At 55.9% G+C, this 25,596-nt stretch carries 26 protein-coding genes; all 26 read left to right on the top strand.

All coding sequences use genetic code 11. The features are described 5' to 3' along the window. Window positions 1-4: 4 nt before the first annotated feature. Entirely contained in the window at window positions 5-1,609 is a 1,605-nt protein-coding gene (locus tag DV532_RS27455; RefSeq protein ID WP_056798928.1) for a hypothetical protein, read from the top strand. A gap of 3 nt (window positions 1,610-1,612) precedes the next feature. Next, complete coding sequence (locus DV532_RS27450; protein WP_056798931.1) at window positions 1,613-2,662, top strand: hypothetical protein; 1,050 nt, start codon at window positions 1,613-1,615, stop codon at window positions 2,660-2,662. Between the two features lies 1 nt (window position 2,663). Beyond that, window positions 2,664-4,031 (top strand): hypothetical protein, encoded by a 1,368-nt coding sequence (locus DV532_RS27445; protein ID WP_056798933.1) that lies wholly within the window; start codon window positions 2,664-2,666, stop codon window positions 4,029-4,031. Between the two features lies 1 nt (window position 4,032). After that, window positions 4,033-4,404 carry a hypothetical protein gene (locus DV532_RS27440; RefSeq protein ID WP_120715463.1) on the top strand — a complete coding sequence of 124 codons (372 nt, stop codon included), beginning with the start codon at window positions 4,033-4,035 and terminating at the stop codon, window positions 4,402-4,404. Beyond that, window positions 4,401-5,375 carry a hypothetical protein gene (locus DV532_RS27435; RefSeq protein WP_120715462.1) on the top strand — a complete coding sequence of 325 codons (975 nt, stop codon included), beginning with the start codon at window positions 4,401-4,403 and terminating at the stop codon, window positions 5,373-5,375. The genes DV532_RS27440 and DV532_RS27435 overlap by 4 nt, the downstream gene beginning before the upstream one ends. A gap of 60 nt (window positions 5,376-5,435) precedes the next feature. Beyond that, window positions 5,436-6,275: a hypothetical protein gene (locus tag DV532_RS27430; protein ID WP_056798939.1), complete on the top strand. Its 840-nt coding sequence runs from the start codon at window positions 5,436-5,438 to the stop codon at window positions 6,273-6,275. Further along, on the top strand, window positions 6,272-7,462 hold the full coding sequence (locus tag DV532_RS27425) for a hypothetical protein (protein WP_056798940.1): 1,191 nt from the start codon (window positions 6,272-6,274) through the stop codon (window positions 7,460-7,462). The genes DV532_RS27430 and DV532_RS27425 overlap by 4 nt, the downstream gene beginning before the upstream one ends. Window positions 7,463-7,479: 17 nt before the next feature. Next, window positions 7,480-8,676: a hypothetical protein gene (locus DV532_RS27420; RefSeq protein WP_056798944.1), complete on the top strand. Its 1,197-nt coding sequence runs from the start codon at window positions 7,480-7,482 to the stop codon at window positions 8,674-8,676. A gap of 87 nt (window positions 8,677-8,763) precedes the next feature. Further along, window positions 8,764-10,032 (top strand): hypothetical protein, encoded by a 1,269-nt coding sequence (locus tag DV532_RS27415; RefSeq protein WP_056798947.1) that lies wholly within the window; start codon window positions 8,764-8,766, stop codon window positions 10,030-10,032. A 59-nt stretch (window positions 10,033-10,091) separates the two neighbouring features. Next, on the top strand, window positions 10,092-11,354 hold the full coding sequence (locus DV532_RS27410) for a hypothetical protein (RefSeq protein ID WP_056798950.1): 1,263 nt from the start codon (window positions 10,092-10,094) through the stop codon (window positions 11,352-11,354). A 6-nt stretch (window positions 11,355-11,360) separates the two neighbouring features. Then, window positions 11,361-12,698, top strand: coding sequence for a hypothetical protein (locus DV532_RS27405; protein WP_156675932.1), 1,338 nt, complete (start codon window positions 11,361-11,363; stop codon window positions 12,696-12,698). Between the two features lie 28 nt (window positions 12,699-12,726). Beyond that, window positions 12,727-13,608, top strand: a complete 882-nt coding sequence (locus tag DV532_RS27400; protein ID WP_056798957.1) for a hypothetical protein — start codon at window positions 12,727-12,729, stop codon at window positions 13,606-13,608. Next, on the top strand, window positions 13,605-14,408 hold the full coding sequence (locus DV532_RS27395; protein ID WP_120715461.1) for a hypothetical protein: 804 nt from the start codon (window positions 13,605-13,607) through the stop codon (window positions 14,406-14,408). The genes DV532_RS27400 and DV532_RS27395 overlap by 4 nt, the downstream gene beginning before the upstream one ends. Further along, a complete protein-coding gene (locus DV532_RS27390; RefSeq protein ID WP_162949004.1) occupies window positions 14,384-14,749 on the top strand; it encodes a hypothetical protein in 366 nt (121 codons plus the stop codon). Before DV532_RS27395 ends, DV532_RS27390 begins: the two co-directional genes overlap by 25 nt. Beyond that, window positions 14,746-15,876, top strand: a complete 1,131-nt coding sequence (locus DV532_RS27385; RefSeq protein WP_056798961.1) for a hypothetical protein — start codon at window positions 14,746-14,748, stop codon at window positions 15,874-15,876. The genes DV532_RS27390 and DV532_RS27385 overlap by 4 nt, the downstream gene beginning before the upstream one ends. 2 nt (window positions 15,877-15,878) lie before the next feature. After that, window positions 15,879-16,955: a hypothetical protein gene (locus DV532_RS27380; protein WP_056798964.1), complete on the top strand. Its 1,077-nt coding sequence runs from the start codon at window positions 15,879-15,881 to the stop codon at window positions 16,953-16,955. A gap of 64 nt (window positions 16,956-17,019) precedes the next feature. After that, complete coding sequence (locus DV532_RS27375) at window positions 17,020-18,219, top strand: hypothetical protein (protein WP_056798968.1); 1,200 nt, start codon at window positions 17,020-17,022, stop codon at window positions 18,217-18,219. After that, window positions 18,216-19,466: a hypothetical protein gene (locus DV532_RS27370; RefSeq protein ID WP_056798971.1), complete on the top strand. Its 1,251-nt coding sequence runs from the start codon at window positions 18,216-18,218 to the stop codon at window positions 19,464-19,466. The genes DV532_RS27375 and DV532_RS27370 overlap by 4 nt, the downstream gene beginning before the upstream one ends. 95 nt (window positions 19,467-19,561) lie before the next feature. Then, the gene (locus DV532_RS27365; protein WP_056798974.1) at window positions 19,562-20,224 is read left to right on the top strand and encodes a hypothetical protein; all 663 of its coding nucleotides are present in this window, start codon (window positions 19,562-19,564) and stop codon (window positions 20,222-20,224) included. Beyond that, the gene (locus DV532_RS27360; protein ID WP_056798977.1) at window positions 20,221-21,159 is read left to right on the top strand and encodes a hypothetical protein; all 939 of its coding nucleotides are present in this window, start codon (window positions 20,221-20,223) and stop codon (window positions 21,157-21,159) included. Before DV532_RS27365 ends, DV532_RS27360 begins: the two co-directional genes overlap by 4 nt. Window positions 21,160-21,253: 94 nt before the next feature. Continuing rightward, window positions 21,254-22,375, top strand: coding sequence for a hypothetical protein (locus DV532_RS27355; protein WP_056798980.1), 1,122 nt, complete (start codon window positions 21,254-21,256; stop codon window positions 22,373-22,375). Between the two features lie 2 nt (window positions 22,376-22,377). After that, a complete protein-coding gene (locus DV532_RS27350; RefSeq protein WP_056798984.1) occupies window positions 22,378-23,550 on the top strand; it encodes a hypothetical protein in 1,173 nt (390 codons plus the stop codon). 116 nt (window positions 23,551-23,666) lie between these two features. Beyond that, window positions 23,667-24,464, top strand: a complete 798-nt coding sequence (locus DV532_RS27345) for a hypothetical protein (RefSeq protein ID WP_120715459.1) — start codon at window positions 23,667-23,669, stop codon at window positions 24,462-24,464. Then, window positions 24,392-24,733, top strand: coding sequence for a hypothetical protein (locus DV532_RS27340; RefSeq protein WP_120715458.1), 342 nt, complete (start codon window positions 24,392-24,394; stop codon window positions 24,731-24,733). The genes DV532_RS27345 and DV532_RS27340 overlap by 73 nt, the downstream gene beginning before the upstream one ends. Before the next feature lie 3 nt (window positions 24,734-24,736). After that, a complete protein-coding gene (locus DV532_RS27335; RefSeq protein ID WP_056798988.1) occupies window positions 24,737-24,988 on the top strand; it encodes a hypothetical protein in 252 nt (83 codons plus the stop codon). Between the two features lie 62 nt (window positions 24,989-25,050). Further along, on the top strand, window positions 25,051-25,596 hold the full coding sequence (locus tag DV532_RS27330; protein WP_156675933.1) for a hypothetical protein: 546 nt from the start codon (window positions 25,051-25,053) through the stop codon (window positions 25,594-25,596).

Below are 25,596 nucleotides of genomic sequence, written 5' to 3'. Positions count from 1 at the left end.
TGCGATGAAGGCCCTCTTTACCTCCCTGCCTGACGACTTGATGGTTCCCGAATTTCGTGCCCGCTGCCAGGACATCACGGCGTCTATCAATGTATTTTTGCTCAGCATCGGGCAAGATCCGGACAAGTATCCGAATTTGGCCGCCTTCACAAAGAAAAAAGAGCTGCCCGAGGCCTATATTGAGCAAGGCGCTGAACTGGGCTGGCCAACGTTCGACTTGAATTGCTTCGTCGAGGACGAGCACCTGGCCGCCGTGGAAGCCTTCCTGCAAGACGGGGGGCGCGCCAGCGATTTCATGCGCATTTTTCACTCTGATATCGACACACTGCCCGTCATTGACCGGCTTGGCAGCGGCGGCGTTCGAGGGTTGTTCCGCAGCATGGGGCTGGTGCATGGCGCCCGTACGGTTGAATTTACCGAGGCTTTTGCCAAACGTGTGTACCAAGCCTGGTCAAAGACCAAGATACGTAAGCATTTCTATGATCAATCCAATGAGAACGGCCATCTGACGATGGCGGCTCTTGGCGCGGTATTCGGATCCAGGCCTTACCGGGGATTCTTTACCGCCCAACAGTTCACGGCAGTCACGTCCGTCTCAACCCCGCTGTTTGAAGTGGAAGATAAGGATGCGCTGGAGGCACTTAAGACCTCAGGCGTCGACAGAAGCACCCTGGCGCGGCTAACCGCAGAACTTGCTCTCCAACACGAAATCGATGAGTTAGCGCGCCGAAGTGTCGTGGTCGACAAGGATGACACCGGGATCGTCGCCCGCATGAATGCGGCGGTCGTGGCCATGGTGCCGCTGGTGGAGATTCCTGGTCGCCAGGCGGTGGCCAGTCAGCGTAACCCCGCCGATACCTGGAACGATCTGCGGAACAGGATGAAGGGCTTGTTGCGCTACCTGGTAAGTCAGGACAGCCTGGAATTTCTGGCTAAGATCATGACCCACAGTGTGATCGTTGAAACCGAGCGGTTCTGGGGCCTGCGTTTTGCGGATCACGACCTTCTGGAAGAAAAGCGCCTCGAAGCCACCCGGCAATGGAAGCGCCTGTCACCAGGGGACAGGCACGGCTGCATTGCGATGCTCGCCGTGATGGAGCGCCAGCAGTGCATACCCGTCAGCCGCTTTGAATCATCGCCGACCGGCTTTGCCGCCCTAAGCCGGGTGTGCCAGGCGGACAATTCACGTGAGCAACACAGCCAGCTCAGCCGACACTGGCGTAACGGCATACCCCAAGAGCTGTGGCCGCTGGTGATCGAGCAGGCCCCGTTCATTGATCAGAGCACCCCGGCACTGTTGCGCGGAGCCTACTTTGCAGCATGCGTCTGGGCGCAGCAGGCCCATATTCCACGCAGATGGTCGCTTGGCACGCAACCCCTGTACGGGCCTGAATACTTGCCGCTCAAAGCAGGCATCCAGAAATTGCGGGGTTTGACAGAGCGTGATGAGGTCAAGATCCATACCCTGCAGATGCTACATGCGCACGACCTGTTGGACACGGCAGCGATCGAGTTCCTGCAGTGGGGCGGTGATGTGGTGGGGCAGCTGAATTTCAACGTCCCTGAAGCGGCGCGTGCCGCCATGCTCGAACTGGATATGGGACTCTGATCGATGAGTAGCCTGCGAATAGACCGATTGATTGATGACTTCCGCCAACATTGCCATGGCCCGGCAACGCTTGATATAGACAAGCTGATGGGCCAGCTGAACGTGGAGATATCATCCTCGCCAGGGCATGATCGTGATGCCATGACGTCGACGGTAAGCGGGATTCTCGAAACAATTTTGCTGTCCATTGGCAGCCATCGATGGGAAAAGGAAGGATTCCTCAGTGATGCAACTACGGCCTATTGCGATCACTTCACCCCGTCGATCAAGCTAGTAAATGGGCTGAGGGGTCTGTCCGAAGAGCTCCTTGAGCGTATGATCGAGGCACATTGCGTGCCGAGACTTGAGGCGGTGCGGTATGTCAATGCAGTCGCCTACTTATCACTGTTGCGTTACGAGCATTTGCCCACCCACCTGGCAGCACGCATTATTGACCACCTGGTCAACACGTGCGAGCAGGAGGATACCGTCCTGATCGATTTCCCTCTGGCCCACGTGTTGGCAAAAGCCGCCCAATACGAACACCGCGAGATATTGATCCGGCATGAACAGACGATTGTCAGACTTGCCGACCGCACCAGCGTTGGGGTGCGTGCGTGCAGTCTGTCCTGTGGCCGAAAACTTTGGGAGTATGGCGTTCGCCGGTTCGCCGAGGAGATCTTCGCCGGCTCTGACATGATCCCTAGTGGGGAAGATCTCGTCTGGATGAGGGCGACCCTTGACCGCACCCCCAGCGATTCGCGGCTGGAGCGCTGCTGGGCATCCGCTAGCGCCAAACCCGTTGAGGCGGTGGTGCGCTATTACCTCGAATACGGTGGCATTGAACTGCCGGCGAACGAGCCTGTGCATCAAGAGCACCTGTTTCATGCCCTGAGGCTGTTTGCGGACAAGCCTGAGGTCTACACCAGCGAACGCTACATCGCGCTCCTGGATCACCTGGTTGCGCATTCAGAGGGTGTCAAACACCCAGTCTACGAGAGACTGCCCCGTAAAGTGCTGGAGCTCTCACCACTGTACATGGAACAACAACTCATGAATGACCTGGGGATCTGATATGGCCAATCAACTGCGCAGTGAAGTCCTTGCGACTGTCCGGGAGCTGTTCCGCCTTGAGGGGCGTGAGAAAATTGAAACCTGCATGGCCTATTTTTCTCAGCAAATGGACGAGCTGGCCCAGCTGCGCCGCTTTCGCATCATTTCCGACGCCATGAATGCCATTCAAGAGGAATTCGATAGCCTCAACAGCAAGCACAACCACGATACCCTCATTGAGCTGTTGGCCAATCAGGTGGATCTGCATCCCCAGCTGATCATGACGCTATTGCACAGAAACAATCTCGCCCCGCAAGCTAGACTCAACCTGGCGAAAAACCTTGTCGACCAAGATGACTATGACACTGAGTCTCTGGGTGAGTGGTTCGAAGACCGCTGGATGGATGACAACGAGGACGGCGCCATCCTGATCCTGGATGGCATCATCACCGATGATCGCAACTCTACCATTATGGGCTGGTGCGTGAGCAGCCTGGCGGTGCACGCCTGCTATCGCGACAAGCTGGCCAAGCTGTTCAACTGGTTTGTCGTGCACGAACAGGATGTGCTCAAGCGCGACATCGACCGCGCCCTGGGCAGCGGCATGTTCATACCGGAGGCTTTTGCCATTCACGAGAAAGGCCTGGTCGACCTTGGCTTGCGCATGCTGCCCAACGCCTTGGATCAGGTCTATGGTTTTGACCTGGTTTTGTATGCAAAGATGCTCAACCGCAGCATTACTTCTTCTGAAGCGGAGAGAGCCGGTGCCGAGCCGACAATCAACTTCATTGCCACCTGGCCCCGCCCGTGCGAAGACCTGCTCGCAACCCTGAATGACAACGGCCTGGAACGACTGATGAAGAATGCCCAGGGCTGGCGTGAATCAGAGAAGCCGATCGTTCACGAGCGACTGCAGGAGCTCGTGCTGCACCTCGCGGGCAACAAGCCGGATGAATTCATCGAGCTGTGGAAGCCATTTCGTAAGCTGATAACGGACATGGGTTGTAAGCTGGACAGGCAGACCGTACGCTCGGTTTATGAGAAAATTGGGAATATTGACAAAGTCGAACTGGAAAAGCTCTGCACGATCTTTATCTGGGCGAAAGCCGAGCGCATCAAGCTGGAGGACGCGTTGACCGGCGAATTGGCGGCCAGTCGGCTGAACAAGGCCGCCTCCACCGCAAAGGTTGGTCAGGCGATAATGTACGCCAATACGCGTGAACAGGGATTGCCGCTGTCAGACGGATTCTTCACGCGAATCATGCGTGATCGCTACCCCAAATGGCCGGAAAGGGAGCAGCAGGAACTGCGCCAACAGGCGCCGACCTTTCTGCTTGAGCTGAGCGACCAGCTCCTGTCCGACAAACTCTCCAACGAATTAGGTCTCTAGCATGGACACCCATTACTACAACCACGAACTCTCCCTTATCAAACAACTGGGGCGCGGCGGTTACTCAATCGAGTCGCAGGTCAACCACGTGATGGAGCTCCTCCAATCTCTGGACAAGTTTGCCCAAGACCGGCAGTTCTGGGTGATCGAGCAGGTCATGGCGCAGCTCAACAAGCAGTTGTACAAAGAGGGGGCTGAGGCCGATGTGGTTATGGCGCTGGCGCAGAACGTTTCGCTCAGCGTCGACAACATCTTTGGTTTCTTGAGCGACGATAAATCCCCGGAGTTGAACAACTGTCTAATCGACAACCTGTTCCGCTTCAATGCCTACACCACGACGATGCCCGCATTGACGACGGTCTCTGCGAGATGATCAAAAGTGACCAGCATGACGCGTCGTTGTATTTCCTCGACAAGCTGCTGGAGACCGCTGACTACTGGGATCACTGGGTCTATCCCATGCGCAGAGCCATGAGCACCTGCTTTGGGGCCAACGAGCCGGGGCCCGTCATGGACTGGTTCTTGAGCAAGGAGGCCTATTTCCTCGAACTGGATTGGGCTGAACACCTGGCCGAGGATCGAAGCTTTAGCACAAGTCTGAACATGTACCAGCGCGGCATGACGACACTGGGGCTCAAATCACTGGAAAAAACCATCGGGTCGTGCGGTCAGTACGACTACCTGCAGTTCGAAAACATCGTCGGCCAGTCACGGGCAATGGCCCTGCAGTACAACCTGGGGGACTACGAGCGCCTGTGCTATGCACTGGTCACCGAGCAAGACATTGATCCTCTGCTGGAGAGGGGGCTGGATCTAAACCGTCTCCTGGATGCAGTTAGAACAGCCGAGACAGCCGGCATAAAGATCAATGCCGCCCGAGTGTCCATGATGGGGCGAATGGCGGGGCAAAGGCACCTGGATGCCAAGAAGCTGGATGGTCTTCAGGAGGGGCTAAAGCGCCACAATTACCCAATATCGAGCGAGGATATGGATCAGGCCTACCAGGCTATTGCCTACCGCTACCGGGATGCCCCGCTGGTATTTGCGACAACCTACCTCCAAGCCTTGAAGCACGACATCACCATCAATCCGGAGATTGCCCAGAACTGGCCACGTCCTTGGGGCGGATACAGGTTCGGTTGGGATGATGTGGCGTTTCTCATCGGCGCGGCAGAGCAGGGCTCACCCATGCCACGGGAAATCATCATCGAGATCATTGAAACCAATTATGGCCAATGGAGTAAAGGTGACCGCAAATTGGCATGCGCGAAATCGCCTGCCTGGATTTTGTCGGAAATTGAACACATGGCCGTTTCCAGGCTGGAAGACGAACTGGAGATCTAAGCTGGGAAGCCTTGCAGGCTGCCCCTTGGCATAACGTACACTGAATAAAAGGAGAGTTTCATGTCGACCAGCAACCCTGCCCTGCCCATTCACGCGACCCGCGATCTCGTCAATCGGTTCATCAGCATGGACACCGGGTTTGCGGCGTTCGACTTGTTCAATCAAATGGCGCAACAAGACTCGGTGCAGGGCGCTGAGGTATTGCATAACTTGTTGCAAGACCCCTTGCTGGCGCACGACAACACGAAGTACCTGTTGCGCAATTTTGATCACCTGGCCGAGCTGCTGACGCCTGAAAACCAGGGCCTCTGTGAGGTCGTCAGCGCCCATCTGGTGACAATCGGGGTATTCTTGAAAGCCGGCGACAAAACCAGTGAGCAGATCATGCGCATGCTGCCGCTGGCCAACGGGCCCTTCGACCTACTGGTAGGGTGCAGCCTCTACGGCGCAGAGCTCCAAAAGCAATATGACTCATCCGTGTTCGAAGAATTGCTGGAGGTGGCCAGCGATAAACACCTGGCCGAAATGGTTGAGCGATCCATGTTGAAAAGCGTGAGGGGTTATACCAACGAATTCCTGGATTTTGCATGCAAAGCCTACTTGTACCGACTGCCGCTGAAGCGGTTTCCAGCGGTGTTCATCCACGCTGGCAACAGCACTGAGGCATCCTATGATCACCGCCTGGATGCGATGACGCGGGCGTTGGCCGCTGCACCCGCCTCTGTCCCGAGGAAGAAGCAACAGCGCTTTGTCGACCTGATGTGGTCTGTGGCCAAGGAGTTTGGTGACCAGGAAGCCGAACAGTTCAATCGCTTTGAGCGCTGCGGGATTGCCTCTGAGCTTTTTGCGTATACTCCCTCGCGACAAGAGCAGATGCTTGGAAGAGACCTCGGATTATGAAATCGCCATACACCACACAGGATCTGCAAAACGCCATCCTGGGGATTGTGGATTGCTACGGCTCTGGAGATCCAGCGACCCTGCACACCCGCTTTGATCATTATAGCCGCTTGGCTCAATCGATGCTGGCAGAGGGTCTTGGGCATATCGTGTTTCAGGAGGCCATCTCCCTGGTCACGGTTACCGACATGATCGCCCGGCATCTGAGCAGGCATGGCGCGAGTGAGCCATCATCGCTGATTGAGGTCATCCTCCAGCGGGCCCCCGTCACCACGGGGTTGGCCAAGGTTGTACTGCAGCACTACCCTGCTCTGACCCAACAGGTCGGCGAGGCGCTGCTAAGTGCCCCCTACGAACTGGCCAGTCAACTCGCATCCAAACGTCGAGATGCGGTGTTTGACGTGATACGCGACCTGGCCAAACAGCCGCAAGGCCAGGCAGGGCGTGTGCTGACCCAGGCTGTTATCGAGATAGGCCAGGGCTGGAACGACGGCGGTTTTGCCTATGACCTGCTGTACTGCGTTGGCCGGCTACCTCGCGAAGAAATCTCGACGGAACTCCAGCAGGCCTTGTGCGCCCGTGAGGACGACCTGCGTCAGGGGGTGGTCGAGCTGTCTCGCGTCAATCGGTTCTACGCAACGCCCCCGCTCATGCTTGGCGCCTACCGCACGGGGTCTGAACGTTTGAAGGATGAGCTGTTCACGGCAGAGTGCTTTACCGACATTGAGCTGTACGAAATGGAGGCGATGATCCGGGAGCCCCTGCAGATCGATGAAGACCTGGCAGCCTCCTACCTGCGCTGCCCCGGCGAAACCCATACATTCATGCTGACCCTGTTTGCCGGAAATCCCAGTCTGGATCCGACCGTGGCCACGTCGCTCTACAAACGCGCCTGGGTAGGGCAAGGGCCCAATGGCAAGGACGGGGAGGCTAATGATCCCCAGGCGTCCTTTACACAGCTGGTGTGCGCTTACAAGATGCTGGTCAGGTTTGACTTGGTGGATGAGAATCGCATGGCCACGATGCTTGATGACCTGATCGATGGATTGTCTGCAGATGTCTGGGTCAAGGATCGTGGATACATTCACAAGCTGCTGACCACCAACATCCAATCCAGCGTTCTGCTCAAGACCCGGTATGGCCGCGCCCACGCCGATTCGGTACTTGAGATCGACCTTGGCCTCTGACCCTCCCGGAACCTCATATGCTCGAAGAACTGCGCAACTTGACCAAGGTGCTGGCTGACATCAAAACCGCGATCGACCAGGATGCTACGCAGGCGCTGGATGGGTTGTTCAAAACGTATGGTCAGTATGCGCAGATGCTGTGTGCCGAAGGCCATCACCGCCACCTGGCAGACAAGCAGCTGTCGCTGATGTCGATCAACCTCAAATGTCGCCAGCGCCTGATTCAGCAGGGGAATGGGGACAAGCCATCCTTGAGTGACGCCACGATGCGCCTGCTCATCGGTCAGGTGCCTCTGGATGCGCAACTGACCCTGCAGGTGATGAAGGCGTATCCTGCCTGCACTGGACAATTGGCGGAGCAGATCTTTATCAACCCTGGCTGGATGGCTCAGCAATTTGACGATGTCAACTCGGTGCCGGAGGAGATCATCGCGTTGCTGGTCAAGCATGACCCTGTCATCACGCAGGGTATCGTGACCCGTGTGTTCGAGCTGATCGACCCTCAAATGGTCGGCGTGCAGTTCGTGAAGACCATGTTCAAGGCCTTGCCATCTCTGAGCCCCATCGACTCGGAGTTTCGTGCAGCCTTCGGCGCTAAGCAAAAGCTGGTCATCTCGACATTGAATTACATGCTGGAATCAGGGGGTGGGGCCAAAGCCTCCATTGAGCTCATTGCCACTGTGCGTGAGTTGTGTGTGCCCGAGCTCGTCAAGGTGTTGCTGCGCAGCGAGCACCTGAAGAAGTTCCATGAAAACGAGCAGGAGCACCTGACCAAACTCCTTGATCGTGACCTTCCCTTTGATTCAGAGGCTTTGGCCTATTGCATCCAGGTAGATCAGGGAGCCGGAAACAAAGAGCAGTCCTTTGCCACGGCCTTGTACCTGGCCAACCCCCATCTGTCGATTTATGACTTATCCGAAGCCATGGTCTCGACCTGGACGAATTGGAGGGCCAACAACGGCACCCCTGAAGCTTCACTCCAAGTCATCGCAAAAACTGCCAATCTACTGCAGACGCTGGGCGTCTACGACAAGACGCGTTGCTCCGCCCTGCTGGAAGATCTGTTTGCGCAGATGCAGGCGGATCCGCGTACACAGGCGCGGGCTGGTGCCCTCTTCGCCAAACACCTGCCCAAAGAGCTGCTCCTGGCGTCCAGCCTTGTCGAGCACCCGGAAGTGGCCAGGGAGCTACTGGAGTTCGACCTCGGCCTGTAGTCCAACCCGCCTGGTTCACGGTGCTCCTGATTGTCATGCTCTTGTCGCACCGGTCATAATTGAGGCAATCAGAGACGGAATGATACCATGAAAAGCAAGGCCCTTGAAGCATTCAAGCAATCGTTGAAATTTTCCAGCCAGGTCGCGGATGCACATGCCGCCCTCTGGGAAAATTATAGAAACGAGGATTTGGAAGGCGACAAGTGGACTGGCGTGCAGAACCTCATCATGCAGGTGTTGACCTCGGCAACGGATCTGATCGAAAACGATCCGAATCATAGGTCGCTGGTGGCGCGGGAATCTGAGCAGATCTATTCCATCATGGGCAGCCAGTGGGTCAAATATGACGTGCAGCAGGAGGACGGCGTAGACCGGGCATTTGCCGCAGAATTCGCAGCACTCATCTCCTGTGCCATCGATGTCATGGGCATGCCGGATTCGCTGTACGTCCACAACCTGATTGGCATTGCGCCCGCCCTTGACCAAAAAATCACCGACCACATAGTTGCCTACAACCTGACGGGGTGTGGCATCAGCATCAGTGATCGTCAGTACGAAGACGAGTACCCGGAGACCACCAACCACAACCGACTCAACAGCCTGGTTTCACGCCTATCCGAGTCAGGGGGCCTAAGCCAGGCACTGGAAGTCCTGGAAGCGCTGTCGGTTCTACATGCAAGCGCCCCGGAAAAATGGCGTGGCGATGCACTGTTTGAAATCGGTATCACTGTTTTTCGCAGCCGGCATGACCTGACGGACGCCCAGCGTGACTTCTTCTCGGACTATTTTGCGCGTCTGACGCTGCAGCGCACTCGTGGGCTGGATGATGTGCGTGGCAATTCTGAGTACTTGATCAACATGGCAAGGTCAGGGCTTGAGCATGTTGTTGAGCCTTTGCTGAGCACCATTCATGAACACAAAAACCAGTTCGCCATTGAGAAAGACTTGGTGTTTCTCGTCGATATTGAGCGCCACACCTCGATTGACGTTCGCCCCCTGGTGCGACACTGGGCGAACCTCTACAACGCCTCCGACCGCGATATGCAGCCACTGCGCATCGTCCTGGGCTACCAGCTGCTAACCGACTCCCCCACCATCGAAGAAAACCTGATCCGGTTTTCAACCAATGCCGATTATCTGCCCATCTCGGCCATGGTGGGCGCCGACCTCAGTCGAGAAATCGATCCCCGCGAATACCCGATCAACGAGGAACATCTCAAGGCATTGGTGGCGGAATTCATGGCCCAGCGCCCTAGCGCCATCAATGACATAGCCAGAGACCCGAACCTGCACGCCGTGGTAGTCCAATCGCCGGGCTGGCTTGCGCACCGTCTGGAGTCCGACCTGGGGCTGTAGGCCAGCCCCTGGCTTTGGTCGGATCAGAAACATCGCTCATCAGTGACAAGGAAAGCCCCGTGACAGCCACCAGACAAGACGCCCTGAAGAATGCCATTGGCTTTATCACTCAGCTGGAAGCCACCAGTGCCACCTTGCAGGGTCTGAAGGAGGGCCAGGGCCTGAATCTCGTCGAGTGGGGCTGGGTGCAGCCCAGGATCATGGATCTCCTGGGGGCCGCAACTGATCTTTGTCAGGCCAAGGTATACGATCGGACATGGCTGGCAGGTTGCTCCGCGCCCTTCTACGCGGCAATCACCGGGTTGTGGCAACGCTATGCAGGTGCAGTCGACGAGGTTGATGCAACCCTAAAAGCCGAGTTTGCGGCGCTGATGGTAAATGCTGTTGAGGTGTTGGGACTCCCAGCCGAAACATACGATTATGGTCTCTTGGGCCTAACCCCTGATCTAGATCGGAGCATTGTCGACGAGGCGATCTTGCGCCATCTGCCTGCCAAGGGGATGAGCATTCAGGGTAAGCATAACCAGAACGAAAGTGATGAAGTGCTCCATCAGCGTCAGACAGAACATCTGGTTCAGCGCCTGGCAGAAGCTAAGGCCCTTGCGCCCCTGATGGAGGTGATCGACACCATGGGCTTGCTTCATGCAAGCGCGCCAGCGAAATGGCAGGACGCCGCGTTGTTTGAGTCGGCCATCAAAATGTTCACGAACCCAGTGGCACTAGGCGATGCTCAGCGCTCGAAGGTCGAGACATTTTTCAGAACCATATGGCCAGTAGTCGACACGCACGATTTTTCAGGGGGTTCGATCAATGAATTCATCAACATGGCCAAATCTGGCCTGGTGCCAGAAGCCGAGACACTGATTGTTCGCACCCTGCCTCATTTTTCCGCCCTTTACTCCAGCAATGCCATCACCCTCTTGCCAGCCATTGAGCGCTATACCACATTGCGCATGGCGCCCTTAATCGCGAAGATAGCTGAAGCGTACAATAACGGGGAAAACGACCGTGAAGCACTACAGGCCATCATGGGCTATCAGCTTCTGACAGCTGAGCCGACCATCCAGGAAAATCTGCTCCAATTTTCCTATGACGGGCATTTTAAGATCATCGCGCAAATCGTGGCCAATGAACGGCATGAGAAATTCGACCCTACCGAATTCAAGGTCAACGAAACTCATCTCAACGACCTGCTCGCAGAATTCATCGCTCAGCGCCCGAACGCGATCAACCAAATGGCCGATGATCCCTATCTTGGCCCGATCGTGAGAACGCTGCCGTGCTATTACGTGCACAAGCTGGAGACCGACCTGGGGCTTTGATTCTCATTGCTGCAAAAAGGATTGCCTGCAAGCCTGTCAGCAGGCAATACTGGCAATAATCGAATTCAGGACGACCCGACCGTGCCCAGTCCCGCGACTCAAAAACTGCGTGAAGCGCGTGCCTTCAAATTCCTGATGGACAGCCTTGCGTCAGACCTGCTGCCTATGCGCGAAGCAGCCAACTGGACTCCAGATACGCTGGTTGGCAGACTCCTGAAGATTGCAGGTGAAGGCGCCCGTCTCATCGAACAGGATCCACTCAATCGATCGTGGATTCGCACGAGTTCTGCGTCACTGTATGGTGTGCTCGGCAGGGTCTGGGGGCAGCACTGTAAGCGAAAAGACTGGATTGATCCTGCCGTCCAGGCAGAGCTTGTCGCCGTAGTCACTACGCTGGTCAGCCTCACGGGTATTCCCCAGGAGATGCACAACGCCATAGGCCTTATCGGCATTGATCCTGATCTGGACAGGTTGCTGGTCAACGCCATCATCCACGGTTGCTTGCCCGGCGAAGCCATCAGCATTCAAGGTCAGCCCACAGACTACGCGGCGGATGAAATGCTGAGCGGTGGCTACGCCAGCCTCCGGCAAAAACTAGTTGAAGCGGGTAGCGTCGATCTAGCCCTTGATTTGATGGAGGCGCTTCAGTTTTTCTACGGCGACGGCTTGCAACCCTGGGTGGGAGAGCCATTGCTGCGTTTTGGCCTGGAAGCATTCGATCAACCACTCTCGCTCACACTTCTGCAAAAATCCCGCTTTGAGGCATTTTTCAGTCATTTCGATGTCAGCGACCATCACTTCAGTCGAATCGGCGATCATATCCAGCATTTGCTCAACATGGCGAGTGCCGGCCTCGCTGAGGTCGCTGCGCCGTTAATGTCCCAGGGGTACAAGCACATTCAGTATTTTCACCGGGGCAATCCCTTCACGTTCCTCATCGATGTGGAGCGCCTGATGGGCATTGACGTTGCGCCCATGCTCACTCACTGGTCTACGCTATACAATTTCGGGCGAGACCCCGTGGAGGCATTGCGAGTGGTGGTTGGCTACCAGCTGATGACTACGGCGCCCACCATTCAGGAAAACCTCTTGGAATTCGCTGAGGATCAGGACTACAAGGCCTTTGTAGAGGTGATCAGTGGTAATATCGGGAGTGATACCGGACGTGCCGCCGAAGCAGGCTACCCGGTTAATCGAGAACACCTGAAATCCCTGGTCGCAGAATTCATGGCTCAGCGACCAGGAGCGATCAAAGCCATGGGCAGCGACCCCGTCATTGGCCCTGTCGCGTCTAAACTACCAGGATGGTATGTGGATTGCCTCGAAACTGAACTGGGCCTTTAACGCCACAGCCACGATTGCCGGAGGATTTATGAATCAAGACATTCAAGTGCTCAAAAGCGCCCTCGACCAGTCCGTGAATTTCACGTACCGCGCCCCGAATTTCTTCTCGTTCGAAGCGCGTTATGTGCGACGCGAGCAGGCCTATTTCATCACCTATTTGTCCAGTCAATCGGGCTGTGCCGCTGCATGCCGATTTTGCTGGTTGACAGCTAGTGGTCAAAACAAGCTGGACAACGCCACCTTCGAAGACTTCATGAAGCAGGCCGCCCTGGTCATGGAGTATTACGACAAGACCGAAAAAGCCGAGCTGGTGCACTTCAATTTCATGGCCCGTGGCGAAGCATTGAACAACCCGCTGATCCTCGAAAACAGTGCCCGACTGCTGAACGCGCTGAAGCAGCAGGCGGACGAGCGCAACCTGAAATCCAAATTCCTGATTTCGACCATCCTGCCGCGCTCGTTGGGCGATCTGTCGCTGATGGACATTTTCCCCGAGGTGCATCCGGAGATCTACTACTCCCTGTACTCGATGAAGCCGGAGTTTCGCAAGCGCTGGCTGGCCAAGGCTCACTCGGCTGAGCATGGTCTGGAGATGCTCAAGGCCTGGCAGGAAGCGACTGGGAAGACGCCCAAGATTCACTTCGCATTCATCGAAGGCGAAAATGACTCCGAGCAGGACATGGAACTCATCGGTAACGCCATCAACGCAGTGGGTTTAAAGTGCAACCTCAACATCGTGCGCTACAACCCCTATGACGCCCGCTATGGCCGGGAGCCTGAAGAAGCGGTCATTCACCGCAACACCGACCTGCTGACATCCCTGATCAAGCCAGAGGCCGTACGCATTGTGCCGCGTGTGGGCAAAGATGTGTTCGCCAGCTGCGGCACCTTCATTGAGGTTGCAAAGTGAACCCTCAGGCGCTGGTGCCTTCCGAGCGCTTTCGCGAGGCGGCGCTGGCCAATGACGCGCTGCTGTTTCTGGAGCGCGTCGAGCACGCCAAGGCGCACATGCGTCAGAGCATCGAAGACAACCGGTTTGACGATCTCGCCGCCCAGCACACCATCCTGATGGACGCCCTGCGCAACATCGCGACGGTCGAAGACAAGCATTTAGGCTGGGGTCTTCGCCCGCCTGCATTCCTGTTACCGCTGTTGCCTTTGCTGCCAAAAAACGACCACATGACGTTCAAGCACCTCGGGGCTCACCCTGAGATTGATGAGCACATTTTCAGCCACAAGTTGGACATCGCTACCCTGACCTTCGGGCAGGATGAGCAAGGCTACCGGACGCTCCTAAGACGGCTCCAGGCGCTGTCAAACGGTTCTGCCTATGGCGCCGTGACGAGCCACATGGCCCGGCATCTGCAGAACTTGGAGCCAACGACCGCAGAATTCCACCGCGTGGCCAGGCACCTGGTACACTCGATCGGCATGTGTCCGTCTGGGCTGAAGCTCAGCACGGAGCACCATCAACTGCTGGAGACAGTCCTGACTACGCTCAAGCTGCCGAACATCACCCTGACCCTGGATTACGCGCATGGATACCAGCGTCTTAGGATGGTGCGCCCACTGCGCCATCTGATTGGTATGGGGTGTCAAATCGACGTGCTGAATACACACAAGCGCCACCACAAGGACTACCGGAGACTGTTGAATTTCATTGTTCTCACCTGGATGAGGTGGACTTGGTCAAGCTCGTGCAGGGCTTGACGTGGAGAGGTGAGTTGTCGCTGGCCAATCCGCTGGCCCACGCACTGTTTGAGTCCAATCACTTGGACACGCGCACCTTCATTCACCGCTACACCGAACACAATGCGCGTGATGAAATCCTGTTCAAGATCGCCAAAAGCTATATCGATGGCCAACCCGCTCCGCCAGCTGGCGATGGCGGGAAAGTCGGCGAATACCTCAACATACTTATCGAAAATTCAAAGCACAAAAACATGCGTGACCTTTCCAGACTGTCCAAACTCACTCAAATCCCCGAGGATTGGATCAGGGCAACGGATTGGTTTCAGGTACACCGACTAGAACTGGATCTCGGGCTATGAGTCTCACTGAATTCTCCACACACTCCAACCTGCTGGAACGTCAGGCGCGGATGATCCGGGCCATCGAGACTGGCGATGAGCGCACGCTCGACAATGAACTGATGCAGCTGGACAAGATCCAGATCGAATGTATGCTCTACGGGGACATCACGGCGATTGTCGAGCATCGCACAGCGTTGCTGTCGAAGATCAACGCCATGGGCGATCGCAACGCTCCCCTGCAAATCAAAGTCATCGGTGACAAGAGCTTGTCGCTGCAAGAAGCCTGCGAGATTGTCTGTGCCAAACGGCACCTGAAAAAGGCTTGCGTGTTCGACGAATGCGTCTTTGACAACCTCATGAAATTCAGGCCCTGGGAAATGCATCCGGTCAAAAAGGCCCTGGGGATCGATGTCATCATCACTACCTGGCTAGAAAATGATCAGTTTGAATTCGCCCTGCCCCTGCTCGATGAATTGCTGCTGACGACCCGTCACCCTCAAGGGCTGCAAGCGGTGATCATTGATGCATTGAAAAAAGCCGCCGAACTCACCGGGCGCGCCAGCGAGCCACAGAAACCGTTCCTGCAGTGGGCCGTAGCCAACCAGCAGGCCATTATCAATCTAGACCCAGTCTCAGTCCCCTGTGCGTCCGATATCACCTATGACGTGGGCCTGAGTCTGGCCAGCGCTGAACTGCACCAGCTCGCGGAGATCATCATTCGCAATTCGGATAAGATCCCGGATCAGGGCGAGCTCTGCAGGCTGAGATTGGAAGCCGGGATCATCCTCAGTGATGAAAAAATCCTGGCGCTGTGGAAACAGGCTGGAGACACCAGCCAGCTTCAGCCGGGCAAGATTATCGCCCTCACCATGTACACCATGGCCTTCGAGGATGCACCAATACCCCCTGAAATTCACGCCAGTTTCCCCGACCGGGTGCTCAGGGACATCGATGACAGCATGCGAATCCTGACTGACTGCAATGTTCCTCATGACCCAACGCGAATCGGCTTTCTGCTGGATTATTGGTGGCATGCCACCGGCAGAAACTACAAGGCCCTCAAGGCACAATCCTGGCCCGACGAGATGAAACTGTCCTGCGAAGGGTACCGAACGCATCAACTTGAAGTCGACATGAGTCTGTAACCATGCAATTCGACCACATCCAGAACCACAGCAATCACATTCTGTACCTCGCCGAATGCCTGGCCGAGTGCTCGGCAGATGACGATTTGCTGAGCGCAGAGAAGGCGGTGCATGCCCTTCATCAGTTCATGCATGAATGCGCCCTGCGTGGACGCTATGCAGCTTTCACTCCGATTAGCGAGAAAATTGACGGGATTATCGCCGAAGCCGATTCCGCCCCATTTGTTCAGCTGCTGGCCGAGAATTTTCCGGTCAGCCTAGCCAGGGTTTATGACCTGATGCGCCTGCATGAAGCAACGGACTTGCGGGGGACACTGATCGACAACGTTGCCACACACCAGGCCGTCGCTTTTGATCCCAAAGATTCGGTGTCCTCCCGAGCGATTGCCTTGGGGAAGCTGCTCATCAAACAGGGTGATGCCCCGCTTTTGTGCGCACTGATGAGCGAAATCTTCAAATACAATCCGGATGCGCTTCCCTCGCTGATAATGTGGGCCATGAGGGCGGCACCAGAACAGTTGTCCGAACCTGTGCTTGCCTGGCTGACCAGGGGCGACCATCAGAAGCAAATTATGCCACTGATGAACAGTCATTTTGGGGCGCAGTGGAGTTTTCGCGAGATGGTGGACATGAAGGCAGCGGGAGTCACCCTGGATTTTTCCGATTTCTCCCTGCAGGCCCGAGGCAGCGATTTGCTTTATTATGACTTCAAGCTGCAGTGCTCCTTCCGGTTGTCCGTCAATGATCTGTTTTCAACAGAGGGTGCATCACTGGATGCGAAAGTCAGCTATTGTCTGCTGCGCAACTGCCATCTGGATGCGCTGTTAGAAGTCGCTACTAGGCCCGCCATGCAGCAAGCGTGGGAGCCGATGATGGATTCCCTTATATTTGCCGTAGAAGCGGGTTACATCCGTGAAGACAACGGGTTGCGCGCCCGCGTGGGGACATTCCTTGATGCATTTCTGACTCATCAATCCGAAAAGGTTACCGTAGCAATCGTGCGACGTTACCCGCAAGAATGGTTGAAAGAGAGCTCCATCTGTATGACCGCGCTGCTTGAGGTGGATTTGGGACTGTAGGCTACCTCCTGAGTTAACTCCCCAGGTATCCTGAAGCTATCCCACTTCGGAACGAGCCTTCTCCATGCAGCTTCCTGACATGCTTACCCCTGCTGACATTGCCAACCTGCTTCATGAGCTTGATGATCGGCAAACCAAGATCAGCTGCTATCTCATGGCTCGCCGTAGCGAGGCTGAGCAGGTGGAATTCGAGGCGGATGTGCCTGTATTTTTCCAGGATCTGGCGCAAGCGCTGAAACACCCTGCCCTGTCGGGCTCACTGCTGATCCACGAGCGTGTGACCAAGCTCCTCAAGGGGAATATCTCCTTGGTCAGTTCCGCCGACCCGGATGCAAGACCCTTCATCATTAAGCATTTATTGAATCACTTCCCCATGCCGCTGGAAATCCTGCCGTCCACCAACCGACTGCCCGCTGAAACCGGCATGCGCATCGCACAGAGCTTTGTGAAAACTGCACCCCTGGAGCTCTGTCAGCCTGGCGACCTGGGCTCATACACGAAAATGATGTCAGAAAATTTGGGGGCTGAGGCTTTTGCGATGGTGGCAGAGCACCTGCTGGATTACTTTGCCGAGTTAGAAACCCAGCGGCAAGCGGGTGTAAAGAGCGCAGCCCGGACAGTACCGCATGTACCCGCGTTTGCCGATACGATTATCAGGCATTACGTGACCCTGTTCCCCGAAGAAATGAATATGGGCAACCCCTACTTCAAGCTGCTGGCGCAATACCAAGACCAGTTGGTGGCCTTGCGTCCAACCGCCAAACAGGCACCCTCCATCCACGACATGAACTTTATCGGGTCTTTGTACCGAAACGGTCTGGACAAGCTCGCCACGTGCCTGTGCATTGAATGGATCAAGGACTATCAGGGGACTGATCTGATCCGCATGCTGGAAGACGAGGGTTTTGTGGTTGATCAGGCGCTCCTGGAGCAAGTACATTGCGAGTTGGCCGGTGAGAATTACCCATTGACATACATGAATCTCAACTTGCTGGATTACAGCCTTGTGAGGGCAAACTTCGACATGCACATCAACGCCAGTTATTTCACCTCTGCCGATGTCGACCGCATCAGCGTGGCGTTGCTTCTGAATGTCCCCGAGGATGAGCACGTCCTTGTCCGCACGGGGGCCTTCCTGGACGAGCTGTGTGCAACGGTTCGCGGAGCGAAGGAGCACATGGCCAAAACGCTGAAAAAGTCGCCCTACTGGCGGCACAGCGCGGCCTTGAGCGAAGAGCAATTGCTGGGAGACCTCGGCCTGTGAAAACGCCAGACTTTTTGAACGAGCATGATGCCCATCAGTTGATGATGTGGAGATTCAAGCGAATCGAGCAAGATTTGCAGCGTATTGTCGATTGTTTTCACATGGGCTTCGAAGAGGACTTGCGCAGCCATGAGTTTGGCGACAAAGAACCGTCATGGGAGGCTCTCCATGAACACGAATTCGCGACGTTCAAGAACATCTGTGAAAACTTCGAGAACTGCGTAGAAGACATCTGCTACGTTTTGGAGCATCATGCAAAAGGTCAGGGAGAATATTTCCAGCGTCAGATGTTGTCCATGGCCTACAAGGCCGTCGAACGCCACCCCATTTTCCAGAAAGACACCGTGTACGCACTTCCCATCATGGAACGCCGGCTGCCCTTTACAGCCGAGTACTACGTGAGCTGGCACAAAGAAACGCCTGAGGCACTGGACGTTAAACTACTCCAACGATTCTTGCGTCAAGAGGTCTTCAGTGCAGAGCAACTGAGATCCATGGCGATCAATTTTTCGAAGAAGCAAGCGTTCCAGGCCATGGACATTGCGTTCAGAGCCTGGGGCAGCGCGACACCGATCGACAGTGCCTACACGATGGTCAAGACGGATTTCGTCTGGCAATTGATCATTGAGTCTCAGGCCTATACCTCCCAATACCTGTATCCGGGCATGGAAAAATTCATCAAGGCCAACGAGAAGTCCTTCGAAACGATTTTGCCGATGCTGAGCATGGGGTACAACACCCCGGAGCCAAAATTGCTGATCGCGATGAAAAATTCGGGTTTTGGCCAAATTGCCCTGGAAGTTGGTCAGCGCGTACTGCACCGCAAGCACCAGCTGCCTGAGCGCAAGTACCACGACCTTGACCATCTGGGCGTGGAAATTCCCGAGTCATTCATTCGCGCCTCGCTGAATGAGGACGCTGAGGAACAGTGGAGAATGTCCGCCTCCTATTTCCTGGACAAGGACGCGCTGCAGATCGATCTCTCGGACATTGAGCTCCCCTGGTTGATTCAGCGCAAATTCTCCAACGCGGAGGGTCGCTTTCTCTACGAACAGCAGCTGATCCAACTGCTGAAATCGGTGGGGATAACCGAAACGGCGCGCAACAAACGGCAGGACTTACTCTCGATATTCATGGCCAAGGATCAGTACCTGATCAAGCGCTTGATCAAACAAGGCCTCCCTGAATCCTACATGGAAATGGAGAGCGTCAGGGAAGAGAAGCTGTGCCTGGATCTGGGGCTTTAGGACTACGCAGCTCGATCGACAGCTAGCCCCGAGTATTGCACACTGAGCATTCGTTTAAAGGGGTCGCCAGGACGGCCTTTCAAGGAGCTGAACTTGTGAAACACCTAACTACGGGCACCACAAATTTAAGCGCGGCGCCGGCAGAAGACGAGTTGACCCTCCATCGGCTCACCAACGCTTTGCGCGCACCGCTACCTCCAGTTCCGGAAGGTGCTGAGGTATTTGCCCGGCAGTTTGCTGATGCCTTCATGTCGGGCGAGATCATTCCCTTCTACGAGGGGCTGGAGGACAGCACGGTGCTGTATGACCTGTTGTCGAGCGAGCCTGAGCGATATGGCCAACTTGCCTCCCTGACCCTCAAATACGCTCACCAGCACCACTGCACCTTCGCCGTCGCGCTGGCCGGTTATCTGCAGGCGCCTGACAGCCTGATCCTGGTCGTCGACCAGCACGACGCGCCATTGCACAGCATGCTCGCCGATGCGACGGGTGATCTGCTACTCGATGCTAACGGGGTGCGTACCCAGCAGGATGTCCTCAACCATTTCAAAGGCACCATGCTGGGACTCCCGGTTTCATTGCGCAAAACCACCCTGCCCGAGCTGATCGCGCTGGGAGAGGTCAACCAGGAGGCAGTCGACGCCGTCCTGCCGGCATTTGGTGTCACTGCCGAGTTCATGCTCAACAACCTGGTCGCGCTCCATGATGGCCCTGAATTCGACGATGAGCTCGATGATGAGCCGTGGATGCAGCCATGAGCCAGTCGCGAGAGAAACAGGTGTTGAAACTGCTCGACAGTCGCTTGGACATTTTCTTCTGGTTGAAGCTTAAGGAGGAATTGCGCACACCTTCCCCGGCAGACGACTGCTACTTGCCCGCCCTGTACCTAGATGGCTCTATCCCGACTGGCCTCCAATGGCTGGGCGATCACATGCGCCTGGAGCTCGGGGATGAGTTGCAGTTTTCGCACCTGGCGAAACAGCTCAATCGCCTGTGCGATGCGCAAATCGAGGCCAGTCTGCGCGGCGCCCAGATCCCCTTGAACGAGTTGATCTCCGAGTTGCAGCAGCATCCGGAGGAAGAGGAAGCTTTCGATCGACTGATTAGCGCAGTGACCGAATATCCATCTTTCGCGCTTTTTGTCGCCGATGTGGCAGGGGCTTTTGTTTTGCCAAACCAGAAGGTTGAGCCATTCTCCCTGGCCCCTGGCCTGGCGGGCCCAATACAGTTCGAGGTCATCCACCACACGCAGGAGCTTGGCCAAGTCCAAGCAATGAACAAATTTGGCGATCATGTCGACATGCTCAAGTGGCTCGACCGTGAGGGGCTGCGCGGCGGCGCCAGCACCTTGGAAGGTGCACTGGATGTCGTATTGCAACTCTTCGAAGAGTCCAATCGCTTGCTCCTGCGCGGTGGGTCACTTGAGTTCAAATCGATCGCTTGCACCATTCAAGCGGCGGGCGCGGCGATTGTCCATGCACGGTTTCCGCAGGCCACTCGAAACCCCGTCACGCGCCAAATAACGTGGCTAACCAAGGGCGCAGAAAGCCGAATCCTCTGGGAAATCCGTGGCCAGGGGGCTTTGCCACACCTAGGTGGCCAGGGGCTGATGGCCTGGGTTCAGGAGCAATATCAGGCCAAGGGGCTTGAGCTGGATGTTCAAGCGAACCTGGAAAATGATTTAGGGCTTTAATTGGCCATGATGGCTGGTGGTACACTGGGGATATATCGAGGATCTTGCCATGCCCCATAAACCGCATTCCGCAATTGTGACCCACGAAAGGGTCATGAACGCCTTCTCTAGCCTGATTCATGTCTGCACCAGTGAAGGCTCCTCCGTTGACCAGGCCATTCGGCTGACGCACAACATTGGCGCCCTGCTCGCCCCTGCGCGCAGCAAGGGGTTTGATGGCGTGGTCAAGCAAGCGACTCAGCAGGCTCAGCGACTTTACCTGGAGGCCGGGTTTAGCGCGGCTTTCGTATTTTCGCCCGAGGATTGGAGCGAGCTACAGGAAAGCTTAGCCATGCACCTGCCTGTTCCTGACCATAGCGCACTGCGGTTTTACATCAGCGGCTCACCGCGATCACTGCTCAGGGCCCTGCAGACCTACACGGACAGTGCCAACGTGTTCGAACACTACACGCTCAAGCAGGACGCTTGCGGCATCTGCCGGGACATCGCCGCGCAGGGCAAAGGCCATGGCGAGCCAGCCCTGGGGTTCATCCGCTTCCTGGCCGATGTGTCCAAAAGCTGCCCGCAGGTCTTTCCGCCCGAGAACGTGGCCTACGCCATCGCCGCCTATTACGGCGGACTGAAAGAGCAGCTGGATATTGAGATCCATCACGACCTGGGGCTGGTGTTGAAGGAGTTCATCCCTGCGGTGGAGCGCACCAGCACTTCCTTTGACCTGCCTCGTGTTGAGGAGGCTATTGCGTTGCATGAGCATGGCTACCCTGATGCCGCGCAAGTCATGCTGCTCAAATGCTTCCCGAAATCGAACACCCTGAAGCATACGGCGCTGTTGGAGATTGAAAAGCGCACGGGCATGAACTTGACCCCCTTGGTGGAAAAGATCAAACACACGCCGTTCACCCACGATGACCATGTGCAGCACACCGGCTTGCTGGTGATGCATTTCCTTGCGTCGAAGGCGCCGCTGGTGAAATTTGATGATCTGCACCTGACCACGTCAAAAGCAAGCAGCTCGATGATTGGCTGGATGGAAACTGCCGTGGTCAACTACAAGGACACCGTGAATGAAGACCACCTGAAAACCACACTCAGCTTCGTGTTGGAGCATCGGCCACAATGGCTTGCCAATATTAAGCAAGTGCCGGCGCTTCGCCAGTTCATGAAGGGTATTGAACACCATGCTGAGGACATCCTCGGCGAAGACCTGGGCCTGTAACAATGGATATGTTGCTCGCTGTGCAAATGCGAAATCAAGGCAGTGCATTGATCGAAACCTGTGAAGACAGTGGCTTTCAAGCCTGTCTTGCACCGCTGGAAGCACTGAATGCCGTTTTCAAAGACCTGGCTGCCAACGGGCTAAATAGAGCCATCACTGACTTACGACAGCAACTTCTCAGCGGCTTCCTTCGTTCTGATCGCCGCGACCCCGACACCGGGGCTCCGACCATTGCCCCTGATCACATGCACGTACTGCTGGCCACTATCCCCTTCGTGGCTGCAGGTCGGAATCTTGCGGCGCATTTGGGCATTACGGAGGCCCTGGATAACCAGATTCTTGAAAACTTGCAGTGGTGCTTATTCGAAGATTCGCGACCCGGTTGTGTTGGCGAATATTGCACGGCGCTGTCTTCCAAGAGCCAAGATATTGCGCTGAAGTTGTTTGAGACGGCCCTGTCCATGCCTGATATCAGCCAGGACGATATGGGTGGGAAGGAGATCATCTACCATATGAGCACCATCTCGGCGCCGTGGCCTGAGCAGATGAACCGCATTTTGCAAAACCATATGCCGGTCATCCAAGCCGCTGCGGCGGTGCAAGGGCATTGGGTCGAAACATTGACGATCATCCCGCCGCTATGCGCGGCAGGCCATGATGACCTGGCGCAAACAGTATTCGACAACACCAAATTTGATATCCGGCAGATGGATTCCGCCTACCTTGATATCGCCCATCAGTACTTTGGTGACAAAGGCCTGAGCTCCAAGCTCGACCAGCTCTTCCCCATCCAGCGCGGCAAGGTCGGTCTGAGCAACGAGGAAATCGTCGCACTTCTCACCCTAGTTGATCGCTACCCCAATCTTGAGTTTCCAAAAGAACAGTGGAACATGATTGCAAAGAGCAGCAACATCTACTTGATAGCGCCGGCTGTCATCAGGTTTTTAAACAAGCCGTCTGACTCAGGCGCGGAGACGGGTAGCCTGCAAAATCCGGCGGCAGTCAATCGTATTATGACCACCCTGATCGACGGCGCCAAAGATTCCAATGGCATCAAGCAAAAGGACGCAAAGCAGGCTTTGCTGGCTATGCTGTCCGACGCTTTCCCAAAAAGCGTTCTCCTTCAGCTCGACTGTCTGCGCGAGGACATCCTCGGGGAAGACCTGGGCATGTGAAGCAGCCCCGGCAACGCCGGGGTAAATAGCGACTGCCCCCTCAGGGATGCTATTGCTGCGCTTTTTATGTATATTGGCATATGGAAAATAGCTGCCAATTGTCATAAGGACACCCAATGAGCACCCTCTCGCCCCATGACTCGAAGGATCATATCGTTCTTGAGCCGGTTGAGCCTGAGTCCATAAAGCAGTCACTACTCGACTCCCTGCTGTCCATTGGTACCATGGCATTTCTGGTGCTCGCCCCCCTGACCAGCCTGATCCATTTACTCAAGATCGAGAGTTTCGCCCCCATGGTGCTACCGGGTATGATCTGGCTGCAAATGTGGAACACGCTGATTCGCAATGGCCGGGGTCAAAATACTTCAATCGGCGCGATCGTTGAACAAACGCTACTGGTCGGTCTGTTCGCGGGTGCCTTGCAGGTTGGCCCACTGATTGCGGGTGATGTGACAGAGGTGTCCAAATTCATCAACCAACACCTCGCTGAAATTACCCTCTGCCTGATCTGCTTCATCGGTACAGCCTATGTGCGCAAACTGGGCGAGAAACTGGCCACGCACACCCAAAGCCTGTTTGGCCTTCCTGTGGCAGGCCACGCGCAGCCCCTGACAGCCCTGGATCGACGCATCATTGCCGTGCATGAAGCCGGGCATGCCGTGGTGCTGGGCCTGCATCGCCACCTCCCGCTGGGCATGGAAATCGTGATGCGCAAAAAAACCGACGACAGTGGCAGTCTGGGCTATTGCACCGGGCCCGCCTGGAACCACGCCCTGGACAGCAAAATCCACGTTGAATGGGAGATGCTGTTGCCCTTGCGGGCATTGAGGCTGAACGACTGTTGCTGGGCGAAATCAGCCTCGGCGGTGCCAGTGATTACCGCAACTGGAACACCCTCGCCCAAAAATACCTGAGTGGCCATGATGATCTCATCTATTTCCACGCACCACAGAACACCTGGCAGGAAGACCACAACCACAAGACCCTGATCGAGCTCAAACGCTCGCAGCAAGCCTTGGTGCGTGAACTGCTGATAGCCAATGAGAACATCCTTCAGCTGCTCAGTGACCAGCTTGAACACGATCGCAAGGTGGCGGGTCAGGATCTCGTGGAGATTCTCGACAAGGTCGGCGCGGTTGCCGGCTGCCCCGCATCTCCCAAATTCAAGTCCATTCAGGATTGATCAATGAGCCTGCAGTCCACTTTCCAGCTACTGATCCACCTGCTCCTCTACGCCTTGTGCCTCTACCTCCTGATCAAGGCCTTCAGGCCCAGACGGCGCTGCCCGATGGATTGCCTGGAGGAGCGCGGGCTCAAGCTGGCCAGCGAAGCCCTGCTTGATGAGGCTGAATTTCGCATCATGATGAACAAACCCATGACACCCGCTCAGTTGAACAGGTTCTTTGGCATGTTCGCCCAATATTTCATGCGCAGCTAAACGGGCTCAGCTCCGATCGCTTTGCATCTCGCACACCTCTGCGCCCTACCCGGAGTCAGGAAATGCCAAGAGTGCAGCAAAATCCAACCAAGCCGCAGCTGTCCAAAACCGATCTGCTCCCGCGTGACGACAATGTCTGCCAGGTGGTCGACGACTTCCCCGTGTTTGGAACGCACACCGTTGATCATTATCGCCATGGCCGTTGCCATCTATTCGCCCTGACCATGGCAGAAACGCTCCATTTGCCTATCGGCGTGCTGGTCGATGAGCATGCGTTCGAGAATGGCCTGGGGGAGCCGCTGTGGGCGCTTGTGCATGCGTTTTGCCACTTGCCGGGGACACAGGGTTATCTCGCCGATGCAAAAGGCCTGAGCTTGTCAGAAGAGCTTAGGGATGAATATCTGGCCTTGGCTAACGAGCCGGGCGAGTTGATTGGCGATGAGGCAGCCGCTTTGCTGACGCAATGGTTGGCAAGTGGTCTTTTGGAAGACTACCTGCCGGGAGAACGCGAGGCGCTCGCTCGCTATGTAGTCGCCATGCAGGAAATTGGGTTGCTGCCAAATTGCAAGTTCGAGTCTAAGGTGCAAGATCAAGAGCCAGGCCCGTAA

The sequence above is a fragment of the Pseudomonas sp. Leaf58 genome (genome assembly GCF_003627215.1).
Lineage (GTDB): Bacteria > Pseudomonadota > Gammaproteobacteria > Pseudomonadales > Pseudomonadaceae > Aquipseudomonas.
The sequence above is the reverse complement of the archived record's forward strand: the minus strand, read 5'-3'. Positions and strand labels throughout refer to the sequence as shown.